The organism is Janthinobacterium sp. 64, from assembly GCF_002813325.1.
Taxonomy (GTDB): Bacteria; Pseudomonadota; Gammaproteobacteria; order Burkholderiales; family Burkholderiaceae_D; genus Janthinobacterium.
In genome coordinates, this window is the sequence record NZ_PHUG01000001.1 from 3,695,044 (window position 1) to 3,708,280 (window position 13,237).

Genomic DNA, 13,237 nt, shown 5'->3' on the forward strand with positions numbered 1-13,237 from the left:
ACCGGCATGCTGAGCGCTTGCAGCACGCCTTGCGACGCGCCCGGGCAATTGTGCGCGCCTATTGAATCTAACACAAGGGCGCTGCCGCCACCGAAGCCGCTGCCACCACCCGTGCCGCCCAAGCCGCCCGCGCCCGAACCGGTGACGTTTGCCGTGGCCGTGCCCGATATTACCGCCTACGACGGCAACGGCGCCCCATTGTCTCCCATCACCACCAGGCCGGCCACCGGCACGCCGCAAGACATGCCGGCCGCCACGGCGCCGGCGCCGTCCGACGGCAAGGTTCACCACATCGGCCTGCTGCTGCCGCTGCGCTCCGCTTCCCTGGGCCCGGCCGCCGAATTGCTGCGCGCCGGCTTCATGGCCGCGTACGAGCGCGACCGCAGCGGCTTTGAAGTGACGGTGATCGACACGGGCGACGGCAGCAGCGACGTGCTGAACAAGTTTGCGCAAGCGCAAGAAGAACAGGACATCGTCGTGGGGCCTTTGTCGCGCTCGGCCGTCACGGCCGTGGCCAACAGCGATCTGGTGCGCAAACCAACGATCGCCCTGAACCACCCGGACAACCGCGGCGAGGCGCGCCTGCCGGCCAAGCTGCTGGTGATGGGCCTGTCGATCGAGGCGGAAGCGCGCCAGGTCGCCGCCTGGGCCGCCAGCGAACAGCCGGGCGCCGGCGCGCTGATCCTGTCGGCCGGTTCGCCCTCGCAGCGCCGCATCAGCGCCGCCTTCAAGCAGGAATGGCTGCGCCAGGGCGGCAAGGTCAATGTGATGGACTTGACGGCCACGAACGGCTACCTGAGCGATGCAGAACTGGTGCAACTGCGCGCGCGCCTGGCCGCCACGCCGCCGGGCCTGCTGTTTGTCGCGCTCGACGCCGACCAGGCGCGCCAGCTGCGCGTGGCCATCGGCAGCGATCTGCCCCTGTATGGCACCTCGTCCTTGAATCCCGGCGCCGGGCGCGGCGCCAGCGGCCCCGAGCTCGACGGCGCGCGGCTGCTGGACTTGCCATGGCAAGTGCAGCGCGACCATCCGCAAGTGATGGTGTATCCACAGCCCGAGCAACCTGCCGAACGCCGCCTGACGGCCGACATGGAACGCCTGTATGCACTGGGCATCGATGCCTTCCGCGTGGCCCGCGAAGTGGCGCTGCGGCCGAACGCGCCGTTCACGCTCGATGGCGTGACGGGTCGCCTGGCCGTGCGCTTTGATGATAATCAAAGCGTGTTCGAACGCACGGAACAAGCCGCCACCTACCAGCAGGGCGTGCTGGGCACCTGGCCACCGGCCGCGCCAGCCACGCCACCGGTCCAGTAAGGACATGCGCCATGCGGCCCTTCGCTTTCTGGAACAAACGGGAACGGGGACGGCAGGGGGAGGACGATGCGCTCGCGTATCTGCTGCTGCAAGGCCTGGTGCTGCTGCAACGCAATTATCTGTGCAAGGGCGGCGAGCTGGACCTGATCATGCGCGATGGCGCATCAGTCGTTTTCGTCGAAGTGCGGCTGCGCAGCAGTGCAGCCTACGGCGGCGCCCTGGCCAGCATCACGCCAGCCAAGCAGCGGCGCATGGTGGTTGCCGCGCAAACCTGGCTGCAGGGGCAAACGACTTTGCCGCCTTGTCGCTTCGACGCGCTGGCCATCGATGGCGGGCACATCAGCTGGCTGCAGAACATCCTCGATATGTAAGCATTTTTAACAGTGCTTGTCCGCCATGCCGCGTGCCTGCACTATAATCGGCAGACTATGAATAATCAACGCATCCTCTCGCACTTCCACGAAAGTGCCGAACTCAAGATCCAGGCCGCTACCGTACTGGCGCAACCGATTGCGCAGGCGATCGACCTGATGTTTTATGCATTGTCCAACGGCAACAAGATCCTCGCCTGCGGCAATGGCGGTTCCGCCGCCGACTGCCAGCATTTCGCGGCCGAGCTGGTGGGACGCTTCGAACGCGAACGCTTTCCGCTGCCGGCCCTGGCGCTGACGACGGATACGTCGATCCTGACGGCCGTGGCCAACGACTACAGCTACCGCGAGATCTTCTCGAAGCAGGTGCAGGCCTTCGGCCAGGCTGGCGACATCCTGCTGGCCATCTCCACGTCGGGCAATTCGGCCAACGTGATGGCCGCCGTGGAAGCGGCGCTCGAACGCGAAATGCGCGTCGTGGCGCTGACGGGCAAGGACGGCGGCGCCATCGGCAAGATGCTGACGGACGCCGACGTGCATATCTGCGTGCCGGCCGAGCGCACGGCGCGCATCCAGGAAGTCCATCTGACCACCATACATTGCATCTGCGACGGCATCGACGTCGCGCTATTCGGAGGAGACGTGAATGACTAAATTCGGTACTGGCCCAGGCTGGAAACGCGTACAACGCCCATTGGCTACCGCATTGCTGTGCGGCGCCATGCTCACCTCGCTCACCGGCTGCATCGAACTGATGGTCGGCGGCGCAGTGATGGGCGGCGTTGCCGCAGCGGACCGCCGCACCCTGGGCGCGCAGACCGAAGACAAGTCGATCGCCCTGAAAGGCGAGTCGCGCATCCCCTCCATCACCGGCGATGCGGGCCATGTGAATGTCACCAGCTTCAACCGCCGCGTCCTGCTGACGGGCGAAGTGCGCGACGAGGCGATGAAAAATGCCGTCGAACGCGAAGTGCGCAATATCGAGGGCGTGGAATCGGTGGCCAATGAACTGATCATCGCCGGCCCGGCCAGCTACACCTCGCGCTCGAACGATGCGCTGATCACGACCAAGGTCAAGGCCAGCCTGATCGATATGAAAACCATCTCGGCCGCCTCGTTCAAGGTCGTCACGGAAAACGCCACCGTCTTCCTGATGGGCCGCGTTACCCAGCGCGAAGGCACGGTGGCGGCCGACGTGGCGCGCGGCGTGGGCGGCGTGCAGAAAGTGGTCAAGCTGTTCGACTACATTTCGGAAGCGGAACTGAAGCAATTGCAGCCCGATCCGGCGCCAGCACGCACCACCAGCACTGGCGACACGGCGCAGCAATAAACGCCTCCTCCGTTTGACCTACGGCTTTGATGCGGCGATATGGCTATAATGGCCGCATCGCCGCGCTTTTCAAGTAAAAACCATGTCAACTTCGCCCTCCGCAAGCAAGTCCTGGATCAAGCCAGCCCTGATCGCCGTCTTCGTGGCGGGCGTGGCGGCAGCCGGCTATCTGTCGCTGAATGACAAGCAAAGCGCGCCGGACGTGACTTTCCACGGCATCCATGGCGAGAAAATCACTTCAAGCAGCCTGCGCGGTAAGGTCGTGATGGTCAATTTCTGGGCCACCTCGTGCACCACCTGCGTGGCGGAAATGCCGGAGATGGTCGATACCTACAACAAGTACAAGGGACAGGGACTGGAATTCGTGGCCGTGGCCATGAAATACGATCCGGCCAACTACGTGCTCAATTTCGCCGAAACGCGCCAGCTGCCGTTCAAGGTGGCGCTCGACGTGACGGGCGAAGCGGCCAAGGCCTATGGCGACGTGGCCCTCACGCCCACCACCTTCGTGCTCGACAAGCAGGGCAAGATCCTCAAGCGCTACGTGGGCAAGCCGGAATTCGCGGAGCTGCACAAGTTGCTGGAATCGGCCATCGCGGGATAACACGGCACAAAACCTTGTTGCCAAGTGTTATCAACCTGTTATAACCTTCCCAGGCGTGATCCCACTCACCTTGTGAAGGCCAGCCGTGCCCCTAGCAGCTCAATCGCTCGACCCGCAACAACTCAAAACCTGGCTGCTCGCCACCGGCAACAAGGACGCCACGGCGTTCCGCCAGCTCTATATCTCCACCGCATCGAAACTGTTTGGCTACACCCTGCGTATATTGCATAAGCAAGAGCTCGCTGAAGAAGCCTTGCAAGAGGGTTTCGTCGCCATCTGGAACAACGCCGCCACGTATCAAAGCCACCTGGCGGCGCCGATGACCTGGATGGCCACCATCGTGCGCAACAAGGCGTTCGATGTGCTGCGGCGCAGCGACGATAGCGTGGAAATCGATGCCGACCAGTTTGATAGCGAAGTCATGAACGCACTGCGGGATCCCCAGGCCACGCCGATCGAATCGCTGCAGCTGAGCGGTGACGCCAAGGCGCTGGCGTTTTGCATGTCGGCCCTGGAAGGGCTGCACCGGCAGGTGGTGGCGCTGGCGTTCTATCACGACCTGTCGCACAGCGAAGTGGCGCAGCAGATGTCGCTGCCGATCGGCACCGTGAAGACCTGGATACGCCGCAGCCTGGAACGGCTGCGCACGTGTCTGGCGAAACGGGAGGCACCATGAATATCCGCGGCAATGACGTGCTGCGCCAGAAACTGGCGTCCGAATACGTGCTGGGCACCCTGAAAGGGGGCGCACGGCGGCGTTTCGAAGGCTGGCTGCACAATGACGCCGACTTGCGCAATATCACGGCCGAATGGCGCCAGCGCCTGGAACCGATGGCCGAATTTGCCACGCCCGTGGCGCCGCCCAAGCGCGTGTGGCAACAGATCGAGCAGCGCCTGCACCTGAAGCCGCAGGGCGGCTGGTCGTGGTTGCGCGATTCGCTGTCGTTCTGGCGTGGTCTGGGCATGGCGTCGAGCGCCATCGCCGCGCTGCTGGTGATCGTCGTGGCCACGCGCGTGATGGACGCGCCGCAGATCAGCCATGTGGCCAGCCTGACGGACGAGAAAGCGCAAACGGCCCTGCTGCTGACGGCCGACAGCCGCCACGGCGCCCTCGAAGTGCGCATGGTGGGCAACGCGCCCGTGCCGAGCGATAAGGATCTGGAACTGTGGGCCGTACCGAAGAGCGGCAACCCGCGCTCCCTCGGCTTACTGGCCGACAAGGGCAACGTGACACTGGCCCTGTCCCAGCGCGCCATCGGCAACGACGTGGCCCTGCTGGCCGTCACGCTGGAACCGAAAGGCGGTTCGCCGAATCCGAACGGACCGACGGGACCGATTCTCTACAAGGGCAACTGGGTGAAGATTTAAGCTTGTTTGGGATACAGAATCATCTGCGTGCAACGGAACAAGGCAATCGTCTTGCCCGTGTCCTTGCTTTTCACCACGGCATCCCACACTTGCGTGTTGCGGCCCTTGTGCTCGACCTTGGCCGTGCAGGTGAGCGTGCCTTCGCGGGCCGTGCCCAGGTGATTCGATTTCAATTCGATGGTCGTGAAATTGCTCGCGCCCTCGGGCAGGTTGACGATGCAGCCATAGCCGGACGCCGTGTCGGCCAGGGTCACCACGCTGCCCGCGTGCAGGTAGCCATTCGGCGCCAGCAGATGCGGCAGCACGGGCAATTCCGCCGTCAGCTGACCGTCGCCCACTTCCGTGATGACGATGCCCAGGTGGCCGGGCAGGCGGCCCGTGCCGCGTTCATTCAACATTGCTACGGTGATGTCGGGATTGCTCATGCTGGTCCTTGTGCGGGTGAGTCCGTGATACGCCGGAAAATACTATGATGATAGCAACTTTTTCCGCCTCGGTTTGGCGGTCGCTTATTTCCGGCCGCGCCGCCGTTTCCACCACACCAAACTGCCCGTCAGCAGGAACAGCAGCGGCATCAAGCCAAAGACGGTAATGAAGGCGCGCCCGGCCACGCCGAACGCCTGGCCCGAATGCAGGGGGAATTGCCAGCCCAGGAAGACGTCGCCGGCCGGCGCCCGCAAGGGATCGCGTATGCGCAGGGGCAAGCCGCTGCGCGCGTCCAGGGTAATGCGCGTGGCGCCGTCGCCGTGGGCGATTTCACCGGGCTGGCGCACGCGCACGTCATATGGCTGATCCTTTTTCGCCGGTAGCACGATGCGCGACACGCGCGCCTGCGGATACAGCTGTTGCGCGGCGGCCATGGCCTGACCCGCATCGAGCAGCTCGCCATCCTGCTGCAGATTTTTCAGTTTGACCTTGTCCGGCGCCGTCGACACGAGTTCCACCAAGGGCACGATCAATTGCGGCAAATTGAAATAAATGCCGGAAAAGGCGAGCATGGCCAGCACAGGCGCGGCAAAAAAGCCGGCCGCCTTATGCAAGGTGTAATTGAAACGGGGCCAGGAACCGCCATGCGACACCGTCAGCGCGCGCTTGACCGCCGTCCACTGCAGGCGCGGCCACCACAGATAGATGCCGCTCAAGGCCATCAGCAACAGCATCACGCCCGAGATACCGGTAATCGTCTTGCCCACTTCGCCGGACAATACATAGCGGTGCAAATGAAACATGCCCGACATCAGCAGCGGACGCGTGAGGCCGAAACGCCCCCAGTCGCGCTCGCCTTTGACTTGCAAGGTGTAGGGGTCGACCATCACCTGGCGCACGATGGCCTGGCTGAAGGGGGACGGCTTGCCCGCCTGGCGATACGAAGCCACGTAGACATCGCGCGCATCGGCGGGCGGATTGAGCTGGCTCGGCTTGCCGTAGGCGGGGTCGGCCGCAAGAGTGTCCACCACCGCTTGCAGCGTGCGCGGCGTCACCTGGAACACCTGGCCGGGCGCGGGCGTGCTCGCCTGCAACAAGGTCGGATTCAGATACGCGTCGAGCTCCGGCATCCAGGCGATGGCGGAACCCGTCAAGCCCAGCAGGACGAACAGGGCGCCAAACCACAGGCCCGCATACAGATGCAGTTTACTGAGCAAGCACTTGATCGGGCGTTGGGACATGGACACTTTGGGAAATTTTGGCTGCGAAACGATAGCATGAAAGACAAACACAATCGGCCTCACAGCGAACAACACGCTCATGGCAACGGCGGATTCAGATAAAAACGAGCGTTTCGGCACCATCAGCGAGCGCATCGGCATCGCGGGTAACTGTTGCACGACATACACTTTCCCCTATACTTCATCGAAAGGAAAACCATGACCACCTCCCGTTTGCTCGCCGCCACTTTGGGTCTCGCTTTGCACCTGGGCGCCCACGCCGCCGACTTTACCGTCACCAGCAGCGACATCGCGCCGGGCCAAACCCTGGCGCCGGCGCAAGTATTCCAGGGCTTCGGCTGCACGGGCGGCAACCTGTCGCCGCAATTGTCGTGGCACGGCGCGCCAGCCGGCACCAAAAGCTACGCCGTCACCCTGTACGACCCGGACGCGCCCACGGGCAGCGGCTGGTGGCACTGGAGCGTGTTCAATGTGCCTGCCAGCACAACATCCTTGGCTGCGGGAACGACCACGTCCACCTTGCCGGCCGGCGCCATGCAAGGACGCAACGATTACGGTGACAGCGCCTACGGCGGCGCTTGCCCGCCACCGGGCGACAAGGCGCACCGCTACCAGATCACGGTATGGGCCTTGAGCGTGGAGAAACTGCCGCTGGACCAGCACGCCAGCGGCGCCATGCTCGGTTACATGCTCAACGCCAACGCGCTGGGCAAGGCGCAGCTGACGGGACTGTATGGCCGATGACATGGACGCGGTGGCCCTGAGCGAACTGCGCATCGCCCACGGCACCATCGAAGCGCGCCGCGCGCAAACCCTGCGCCGCGTGCCCGTCTTCCAGAGCGCCCTGTGCCGCGTGCGGCAGGGAACGAAGCTGCTGGAATGGGGCGCGCGCCAGGCGCGCGCCGGCACGCACGACGTGGTGCTGATGCCGGCGGGACAGGAACTGGGCGTGGCCAACCTGCCCGGCGCGCAAGGCTACCGGGCAGAAGTGCTGAGCTTTTCACCGGCCCTGATCGCCCGTTTCCGCGCGCGCCATGGCAGCCTCGTCGATATCCAGCTGCGCCAGGCGGCCACGGCCAGCCTGTGCGTGCCGCTCGATACCCACGCGGCGCAGGCCTGGGACCAGCTGATGGCCAGCCTGGCGGGTAGCGCACCGCCCGCGCTGCTGGCGCACCAGGCGGAAGGCTTGCTGCTGGCCCTGGCCCTGGGCGGCCATTGCGGCCCGCTGTTGCTGGACCGCCGCGATCCGCTGGCCGCGCGCGTGCAGCAAGTGCTGCTACTGGACCCGGGCGCCGACTGGAGCGTGGCCAAGGTGGCGTCGAAACTCCATGTGGGCGCGTCCACCTTGCGCCGCCAGCTGGCCCTGGAGCAGCGCCACTTCCGCACCATCCTGGAAGACGTACGGCTGGGACTGGCCTTGCAGGAATTGCAATCTGGCATCTTACCCATCGGCGACATCGCGGCCGCCTGCGGCTACGCCTCGCCCTCGCGCTTCGCGGCCCGTTTCCGCCAGCACTACGGCCTGTCGCCGCGCGAGCTGCGCGCCACCCTGTGACGCCGCTCTGGCGCAAATGACGCAACAAGCGCTGACAGCGGGGCGATTTTCTTGCTACTATGCGCCCATGTCTTCCCGCCAGCCCACCCGCAAGCCTTACCTGACGTCCGCCCTCGCGCGCACGCCGTGGCAGCTGTGCGTGGCGCTGTTCAGTGCGCTGGCCCTCGTGTTCCTGCTGTCGACGGCCGCCTCGCACCTGCACAAGACGACGCTCGACGCGGAAGAGTGCGCGCTGTGCGCCACGGCCATCGACAAGGTGGCCGACATCGCCGTGCCGCCGGCCATCGTCGAGCCGCCCGCCCAGTTATTGCCGTACCGCTTGCTGGCCATCGCGCCCGCCCCCCTGGCGCCCGTCGCCACCCTGATCCTGCCGCCCGTGCGCGGCCCGCCTGCCGCCTCACTGTAATTCCACGCTGTTTTATCCATTTTTCAGGCTGCACCGCCGTGTTCTGACACGCCGGGCCGCCTGGCGTTGACTATTTTCGAGGTTTACCATGCAACACACTCCACGTCTGAGCGCGCTGTCGCTCGCCCTTGCCAGCCTGTTTAGCGTTTCCGCGCATGCCGCCGAAGCCACCGCTGCGGCAGATGCCGCACCACAAGAGATGCAAAAGGTCGAAGTCACCTCCGCCCATCTGAAAAGCGCGCGCATCGAACTGTCGCCGAAAGTCGGCACCACCATCTACAGCATCGACAGCCACATGGTCGACATGCTGGGCCAGGGCGACAACACGCCCTTCAATGAAGTGCTGCTGCGTTTGCCGGGCGTCTCGCAGGATTCGAAAGGTTCGGGCGCCCTGCACGTGCGCGACGACCATGCCAACGTGCAATACCGCATCAACGGCGTGCAGTTGCCAGAAAGCATCAGCGGCTTCGGCCAGTCGATCGACACGCGCTTGATCGACAAGACGGATTTCATGACGGGCGCCTTGCCGGCCCAGTTCGGCCTGCGCACGGCGGGCATCGTCGATATTGAAACGAAAGAGGGCGGATTGAGCCCGGGTGGGCGCATCGGCATCATGCTCGGCAGCCACGATCACGTGGAGCCGAGTGCTGAATTTTTCGGCAGCGTGGGCAAGTTCAATTACTACCTGTCCGGCAGCTACCTCGGCAATTCCCTGGGCGTGGAAAACCCGCAAGCCACGCGCAGCGCCCTGCATGACAAGACGCGCCAGAACAAATCGTTCGGCAGCCTGTCATATTTCCTTGATGACAACACGCGCCTGGGCGCCATGTTCGGCACGTATAACGGCCGCTTCCAGATCCCGAACAACCCGGACCAGGCGCCGGCCTTCTCGCTGGCTGGCCACAGCGATGCGCAGGCGGGCACGTCCACGTTGCCGTCGTCGCAGCTCAATGAAAACCAGCGCGAAGTGAACCGATTTCTGGTGCTGTCGCTGCAAAAAAGCCTGGGCGACGTCAATTACCAGGTATCGGCCTTCCACCAGTATTCGGAACTGCACTTCACGCCCGACGCCATCGGCGACCTGATCTACAACGGCGTGGCTTCCGACTCGCGCCGCGCCAACAGCGCTTCCGGCTTTCAATTCGACGCCAGCTACAAATGGCACCAGGACCATACCGTGCGCGCGGGCCTGGCCTACACGCGCCAGAAAACGACGAGCGACAACACGGTGGCCGTCTTCCCCGCGATGGACGGCGCGCAAACGTCCAGCACGCCCATGTCGATACTCGACAACAGCGGCAAGACGGGCACCCTGGCCAGTGTTTACCTGCAGGATGAATGGCACATCAGCAAGCCTTTGACCTTGAACTATGGCGCCCGCTTCGACAAAGTCTCGGCCTACACGAGCGAGCAGCAATGGAGCCCGCGCGTGAATCTGGCCTACAAAATCGCGCCGGGCACGGCCCTGCACGCCGGCTATTCGCGCTACTTCACGCCGCCGCCGCAGGAACTGGCGGCGCAAGCCAGCATCGACCTGTATGCGAACACGACGAATGCGCCGGAAATCGGCCAGTCCGACAACGTCAAGGCCGAGCGCACGCATTACTACGACGTGGGCATCAGCCACCAGGTCAATTCGAAACTGACCGTGACAGCCGATGTGTACTATAAAAAGATCAGCAACCTGCTCGACGAAGGCCAGTTCGGCCAGGCATTGATTTTGACGCCGTTCAACTACGCGGACGGCTACGCCAAGGGCCTGGAGTTATCGGCCATCTACAGCGAGAAAAACTGGGGCCTGTTCCTCAACGCCAGCACGCAAAAGGCGCAGGGACGCAACATCAATTCGGGCCAGGCCCTGTTTGGCGCCGATGAGCTGAACTACATCAGCCAACACTATGTCTACCTCGATCATGACCAGAAATACACCTTGTCCGGTGGCGGCCATTATCACTTCGGCGATTCGCAAGTGAGCGCTGACTTCCTGTACGGCAGCGGCCTGCGCATGACGCCGGACGGCGGCGCGCCCAATTCCGGCCATCTGCCGAGCTACTTCACCGTCAACACGGCGCTCACGCATACGTGGAAGAACACGCCCGTGGGCAAGGTGGAAGGACGGCTGGCCCTGATCAACCTGTTCGACAAGTCGTATCTGCTGCGCGACGGTTCCGGCGTGGGCGTGGGAGCGCCGCAATACGGCGCCCGCCGCAGCATCTATGCCGGCCTGTCGACCAGCTTTTAACCGTTACGCGCGAAGACAGCGGCAGGGTGCAACGCCTGCCGCTGTCGGTTGCCGTTGAGAAACGATCTCGTGGCGTCTATCGGGATGCCGTTTTAATGAGGAATATCGGCGATGGGTAGCAGCATGGTCAGCGGATCATCGGGGAGGGGCGTAAAACCATACTGCTGATAAAACTGCGTACCTTGCGCTTCTTTGGCATCGGCAAACAGGGCAAAGCCGCCCACTTCCGCTGCGACGGCTTTCACGCGCTTCATGGCAGCGACCAGCAACAATGCGCCAAAGCCGCGACGCTGATGTCGCTGCGCGACAGCAAGCCGCGCCAAGGTAAAGCCGGGCACGTTGCTGGGCAGCTTCTTCATCATGGCGACGGGAATAGCTTCCCTTGGGGTCATGCTACGAATGGCCAATGAAAAATAGCCAATAATTTCCGCAGGATCAGCTTCATCGACCAGCACGAACGTGCGCGATGCGCCATGTTGCTGATGCTGCCTTGCGGTTGTCTGCAACCACGTATCCAATACTGCTGTACCGCAATGAAACCTTGTTACATCATGTATTGCTTTCAGTACTGTCACGAAGTACGCCATTCTCTACTTTCTGTGCATAATTTTCGAAAGCCTTCGTCAAAGCCGCATTCGGCCCCTGCGCTTTTTCCAGCAAATCGATCATCATGGCGGCGTCGCGACGGGAGTAGCGAATCAGGTATTCGCGATCGATGATCATTTCCGCCTTTTCCAATGCAGCTTGCACGAGGAATTGATTCAAGGTAGCGCCGGTCAGCTCAGCCGCTTCTTGAAGTTTCTCGGCAATTGAGCTGGAAACCCTGGCCGTAATACGGCCGCGTTCTTCAGTCACACTCATTATTTAGCTCGTGTCTTCGGGTTTGTTCGGATGTCGGCGGGTATCGCAATGAGCATAGCATATGGCGGAGACAAAGCAAGCTACACTGGAGACAAAATGTCACCACTATGTCTGATCCCATCTGATTTCGGCATGTTGATGCGCCTGCAAATACGCATTCGCCTGGCTGAACGGCTTGCTGCCAAAGAAACCTTTGCTGGCCGACAACGGTGAAGGGTGCGGTGCCGCCAGCACCAGGTGCTTGCCGGGGTCGATCAGGGTGCGCTTGGCTTGCGCATAGCCGCCCCACAGGAGGAACACGAGGTGCTCGCGCTCCGTGGACAGGTGGGCAATCGCGCTATCCGTCAGCTTTTCCCAGCCCTTGGCCGCATGCGAGCCGGCTGCCCCGGCGCGCACCGTCAGCACGCTGTTGAGCAGGAACACGCCTTGCCCGGCCCAGTCGGACAAATCCGTGCGCGTGCGCGTCACGCCCAAGTCGCTCTGCAATTCCTTGAAGATATTTTGCAGGCTAGGCTGCGGCGGCGTACCTTCGGGAATCGAAAAGCACAAGCCCATGGCCGCGCCGGGCGTGTGATACGGGTCTTGCCCCAGGATCACCACCTTGACTTGCTCGAACGGCGTCAGGTCGAACGCGCGAAAAATGAGTTTACCGGGAGGACAACACGGCCCCGCCGCATATTCCGCCTTGACGAAGGCCGTCAGGCGTTCCCAGTAAGGCTGGGCAAACTCGCCCTCCAGCCGCGCCTTCCACGATGCGTCGATGCGTACGTCCATGGCTCCCCCGTCAATCATGTTTTTAAAACATCATCGATCAGTATAGCCGCGTCACGTCCGGTACCGCGTTACGGTACGGCTGGGCAAAATTTATTTATCGTCGTAGTGATAGCGGCAGGCCGCCACGTAGATGCAGCCCGCGTCGGGCAGGTACACGAGCCGGTGCTGGCGGTCGATGCGGCGCGACCAGAAACCCGTCAGATCGCCTTTCAGCGGTTCCGGCTTGCCCGTGCCTTTGAAGGGGTCGGCCAGGCATGCATCGAGCAAGTCATTGATTTTTTGCAGGATTTTCAGATCGCTCTCTTGCCAGAACAGATAATCTTCCCAGGCATGATCGGTCCAGGCCAGCACGGCGCTGCGCGCCTGCTGCTTGTTCTCAGTCTTCCTGTTTTTCATGCTGCGCCAATTCCCTGGGCGTCGCCTTGCCCGCCCTGATCTGCGCCACGGACGCCATCAGCCGGCTGGCATTCTTGGCCGTGCCCAGCAAATACAGGGTTTCCTCGATGCTGTTGTAGTCCGACAAGGACAGCATCACCACGTGTTCGCCATTCACGCGCGTGATCACCGTGGGCGTGTGGTCGTTGCAGACGTCGTCCATCACGCTTTTCAGGCCCGCGCGCGCCTCGCTGAAAGTCAGGATATTCATGCCGTGCCACCGCTCCCTTGAAAGTACATGCCAATAATTGTACAGGATGTTGTACATCATATCAATCAGGCAAAAAAAAACCGCCCGGCTAAAGCGGAC

Annotated in this window: 18 protein-coding genes; 11 read left to right on the forward strand and 7 right to left on the reverse strand. The window is 62.9% G+C overall.

Annotated elements, in window-relative coordinates; genetic code table 11:
- Window positions 1-111: 111 nt before the first annotated feature.
- The 7 genes from CLU91_RS16200 to CLU91_RS16230 all read left to right on the forward strand — a co-directional run bounded on the left by CLU91_RS16200 (window position 112) and on the right by CLU91_RS16230 (window position 4,987).
- Window positions 112-1,314, forward strand: coding sequence for a penicillin-binding protein activator (locus tag CLU91_RS16200; RefSeq protein ID WP_100874974.1), 1,203 nt, complete (start codon window positions 112-114; stop codon window positions 1,312-1,314).
- Window positions 1,315-1,325: 11 nt separating this feature from the next.
- On the forward strand, window positions 1,326-1,685 hold the full coding sequence (locus CLU91_RS16205; protein WP_100874975.1) for a YraN family protein: 360 nt from the start codon (window positions 1,326-1,328) through the stop codon (window positions 1,683-1,685).
- Window positions 1,686-1,742: 57 nt separating this feature from the next.
- Window positions 1,743-2,339, forward strand: a complete 597-nt coding sequence (locus CLU91_RS16210; RefSeq protein WP_034752465.1) for a phosphoheptose isomerase — start codon at window positions 1,743-1,745, stop codon at window positions 2,337-2,339.
- Window positions 2,332-3,015, forward strand: coding sequence for a BON domain-containing protein (locus CLU91_RS16215; RefSeq protein WP_100874976.1), 684 nt, complete (start codon window positions 2,332-2,334; stop codon window positions 3,013-3,015). The genes CLU91_RS16210 and CLU91_RS16215 overlap by 8 nt, the downstream gene beginning before the upstream one ends.
- A gap of 82 nt (window positions 3,016-3,097) precedes the next feature.
- Window positions 3,098-3,619: a peroxiredoxin family protein gene (locus CLU91_RS16220; protein ID WP_100874977.1), complete on the forward strand. Its 522-nt coding sequence runs from the start codon at window positions 3,098-3,100 to the stop codon at window positions 3,617-3,619.
- Between the two features lie 85 nt (window positions 3,620-3,704).
- Window positions 3,705-4,295, forward strand: a complete 591-nt coding sequence (locus CLU91_RS16225; RefSeq protein ID WP_100874978.1) for a sigma-70 family RNA polymerase sigma factor — start codon at window positions 3,705-3,707, stop codon at window positions 4,293-4,295.
- Window positions 4,292-4,987 (forward strand): anti-sigma factor, encoded by a 696-nt coding sequence (locus tag CLU91_RS16230; protein ID WP_100874979.1) that lies wholly within the window; start codon window positions 4,292-4,294, stop codon window positions 4,985-4,987. The genes CLU91_RS16225 and CLU91_RS16230 overlap by 4 nt, the downstream gene beginning before the upstream one ends.
- Here the strand turns inward: CLU91_RS16230 and CLU91_RS16235 are convergent.
- Window positions 4,984-5,412: a PaaI family thioesterase gene (locus CLU91_RS16235; protein WP_100874980.1), complete on the reverse strand. Its 429-nt coding sequence runs from the start codon at window positions 5,410-5,412 to the stop codon at window positions 4,984-4,986. The two genes, CLU91_RS16230 and CLU91_RS16235, sit on opposite strands and share 4 nt — an antisense overlap.
- A gap of 84 nt (window positions 5,413-5,496) precedes the next feature.
- Window positions 5,497-6,654 carry a PepSY-associated TM helix domain-containing protein gene (locus CLU91_RS16240; protein ID WP_100876772.1) on the reverse strand — a complete coding sequence of 386 codons (1,158 nt, stop codon included), beginning with the start codon at window positions 6,652-6,654 and terminating at the stop codon, window positions 5,497-5,499.
- A gap of 198 nt (window positions 6,655-6,852) precedes the next feature.
- On the opposite strand from CLU91_RS16240, the gene CLU91_RS16245 reads away from it, so the two are divergent.
- The 4 genes from CLU91_RS16245 (at window position 6,853) to CLU91_RS16260 (ending at window position 10,857) form a co-directional block, all read left to right on the forward strand.
- Window positions 6,853-7,398: a YbhB/YbcL family Raf kinase inhibitor-like protein gene (locus CLU91_RS16245; RefSeq protein ID WP_100874981.1), complete on the forward strand. Its 546-nt coding sequence runs from the start codon at window positions 6,853-6,855 to the stop codon at window positions 7,396-7,398.
- Window positions 7,388-8,209, forward strand: a complete 822-nt coding sequence (locus CLU91_RS16250) for a helix-turn-helix transcriptional regulator (protein WP_198521345.1) — start codon at window positions 7,388-7,390, stop codon at window positions 8,207-8,209. The genes CLU91_RS16245 and CLU91_RS16250 overlap by 11 nt, the downstream gene beginning before the upstream one ends.
- Window positions 8,210-8,276: 67 nt before the next feature.
- Window positions 8,277-8,615: a hypothetical protein gene (locus CLU91_RS16255; protein WP_100874982.1), complete on the forward strand. Its 339-nt coding sequence runs from the start codon at window positions 8,277-8,279 to the stop codon at window positions 8,613-8,615.
- 88 nt (window positions 8,616-8,703) lie between these two features.
- Complete coding sequence (locus tag CLU91_RS16260) at window positions 8,704-10,857, forward strand: TonB-dependent receptor (RefSeq protein WP_100874983.1); 2,154 nt, start codon at window positions 8,704-8,706, stop codon at window positions 10,855-10,857.
- A gap of 92 nt (window positions 10,858-10,949) precedes the next feature.
- On the opposite strand, the gene CLU91_RS16265 is transcribed toward CLU91_RS16260, so the two are convergent.
- The 5 genes from CLU91_RS16265 to CLU91_RS16285 all read right to left on the reverse strand — a co-directional run bounded on the left by CLU91_RS16265 (window position 10,950) and on the right by CLU91_RS16285 (window position 13,138).
- Entirely contained in the window at window positions 10,950-11,432 is a 483-nt protein-coding gene (locus CLU91_RS16265) for a GNAT family N-acetyltransferase (protein WP_157814711.1), read from the reverse strand.
- The gene (locus CLU91_RS16270) at window positions 11,407-11,718 is read right to left on the reverse strand and encodes a type II toxin-antitoxin system TacA family antitoxin (protein ID WP_100874985.1); all 312 of its coding nucleotides are present in this window, start codon (window positions 11,716-11,718) and stop codon (window positions 11,407-11,409) included. Before CLU91_RS16270 ends, CLU91_RS16265 begins: the two co-directional genes overlap by 26 nt.
- A 105-nt stretch (window positions 11,719-11,823) precedes the next feature.
- A complete protein-coding gene (gene ung, locus CLU91_RS16275) occupies window positions 11,824-12,492 on the reverse strand; it encodes a uracil-DNA glycosylase (protein WP_100874986.1) in 669 nt (222 codons plus the stop codon).
- 90 nt (window positions 12,493-12,582) lie between these two features.
- Window positions 12,583-12,888 carry a Txe/YoeB family addiction module toxin gene (locus tag CLU91_RS16280; RefSeq protein WP_100874987.1) on the reverse strand — a complete coding sequence of 102 codons (306 nt, stop codon included), beginning with the start codon at window positions 12,886-12,888 and terminating at the stop codon, window positions 12,583-12,585.
- Window positions 12,869-13,138: a type II toxin-antitoxin system Phd/YefM family antitoxin gene (locus CLU91_RS16285; protein ID WP_100874988.1), complete on the reverse strand. Its 270-nt coding sequence runs from the start codon at window positions 13,136-13,138 to the stop codon at window positions 12,869-12,871. The genes CLU91_RS16280 and CLU91_RS16285 overlap by 20 nt, the downstream gene beginning before the upstream one ends.
- Between the last annotated feature and the right edge of the window lie 99 nt (window positions 13,139-13,237).

Excerpts from the sequence above, each read along its gene's own strand:
- CLU91_RS16235 (WP_100874980.1), bottom strand. The coding sequence starts at position 5,412 with ATGAGCAATCCCGACATCACCGTAGCAATGTTGAATGAACGCGGCACG.
- CLU91_RS16215 (WP_100874976.1), top strand. The coding sequence starts at position 2,332 with ATGACTAAATTCGGTACTGGCCCAGGCTGGAAACGCGTACAACGCCCA.
- CLU91_RS16240 (WP_100876772.1), bottom strand. The coding sequence starts at position 6,654 with ATGTCCCAACGCCCGATCAAGTGCTTGCTCAGTAAACTGCATCTGTAT.
- CLU91_RS16280 (WP_100874987.1), bottom strand. The coding sequence starts at position 12,888 with ATGAAAAACAGGAAGACTGAGAACAAGCAGCAGGCGCGCAGCGCCGTG.
- CLU91_RS16210 (WP_034752465.1), top strand. The coding sequence starts at position 1,743 with ATGAATAATCAACGCATCCTCTCGCACTTCCACGAAAGTGCCGAACTC.
- CLU91_RS16250 (WP_198521345.1), top strand. The coding sequence starts at position 7,388 with ATGGCCGATGACATGGACGCGGTGGCCCTGAGCGAACTGCGCATCGCC.
- CLU91_RS16270 (WP_100874985.1), bottom strand. The coding sequence starts at position 11,718 with ATGAGTGTGACTGAAGAACGCGGCCGTATTACGGCCAGGGTTTCCAGC.
- CLU91_RS16205 (WP_100874975.1), top strand. The coding sequence starts at position 1,326 with ATGCGGCCCTTCGCTTTCTGGAACAAACGGGAACGGGGACGGCAGGGG.
- CLU91_RS16255 (WP_100874982.1), top strand. The coding sequence starts at position 8,277 with ATGTCTTCCCGCCAGCCCACCCGCAAGCCTTACCTGACGTCCGCCCTC.
- ung (WP_100874986.1), bottom strand. The coding sequence starts at position 12,492 with ATGGACGTACGCATCGACGCATCGTGGAAGGCGCGGCTGGAGGGCGAG.
- CLU91_RS16220 (WP_100874977.1), top strand. The coding sequence starts at position 3,098 with ATGTCAACTTCGCCCTCCGCAAGCAAGTCCTGGATCAAGCCAGCCCTG.
- CLU91_RS16245 (WP_100874981.1), top strand. The coding sequence starts at position 6,853 with ATGACCACCTCCCGTTTGCTCGCCGCCACTTTGGGTCTCGCTTTGCAC.
- CLU91_RS16230 (WP_100874979.1), top strand. The coding sequence starts at position 4,292 with ATGAATATCCGCGGCAATGACGTGCTGCGCCAGAAACTGGCGTCCGAA.
- CLU91_RS16260 (WP_100874983.1), top strand. The coding sequence starts at position 8,704 with ATGCAACACACTCCACGTCTGAGCGCGCTGTCGCTCGCCCTTGCCAGC.
- CLU91_RS16285 (WP_100874988.1), bottom strand. The coding sequence starts at position 13,138 with ATGAATATCCTGACTTTCAGCGAGGCGCGCGCGGGCCTGAAAAGCGTG.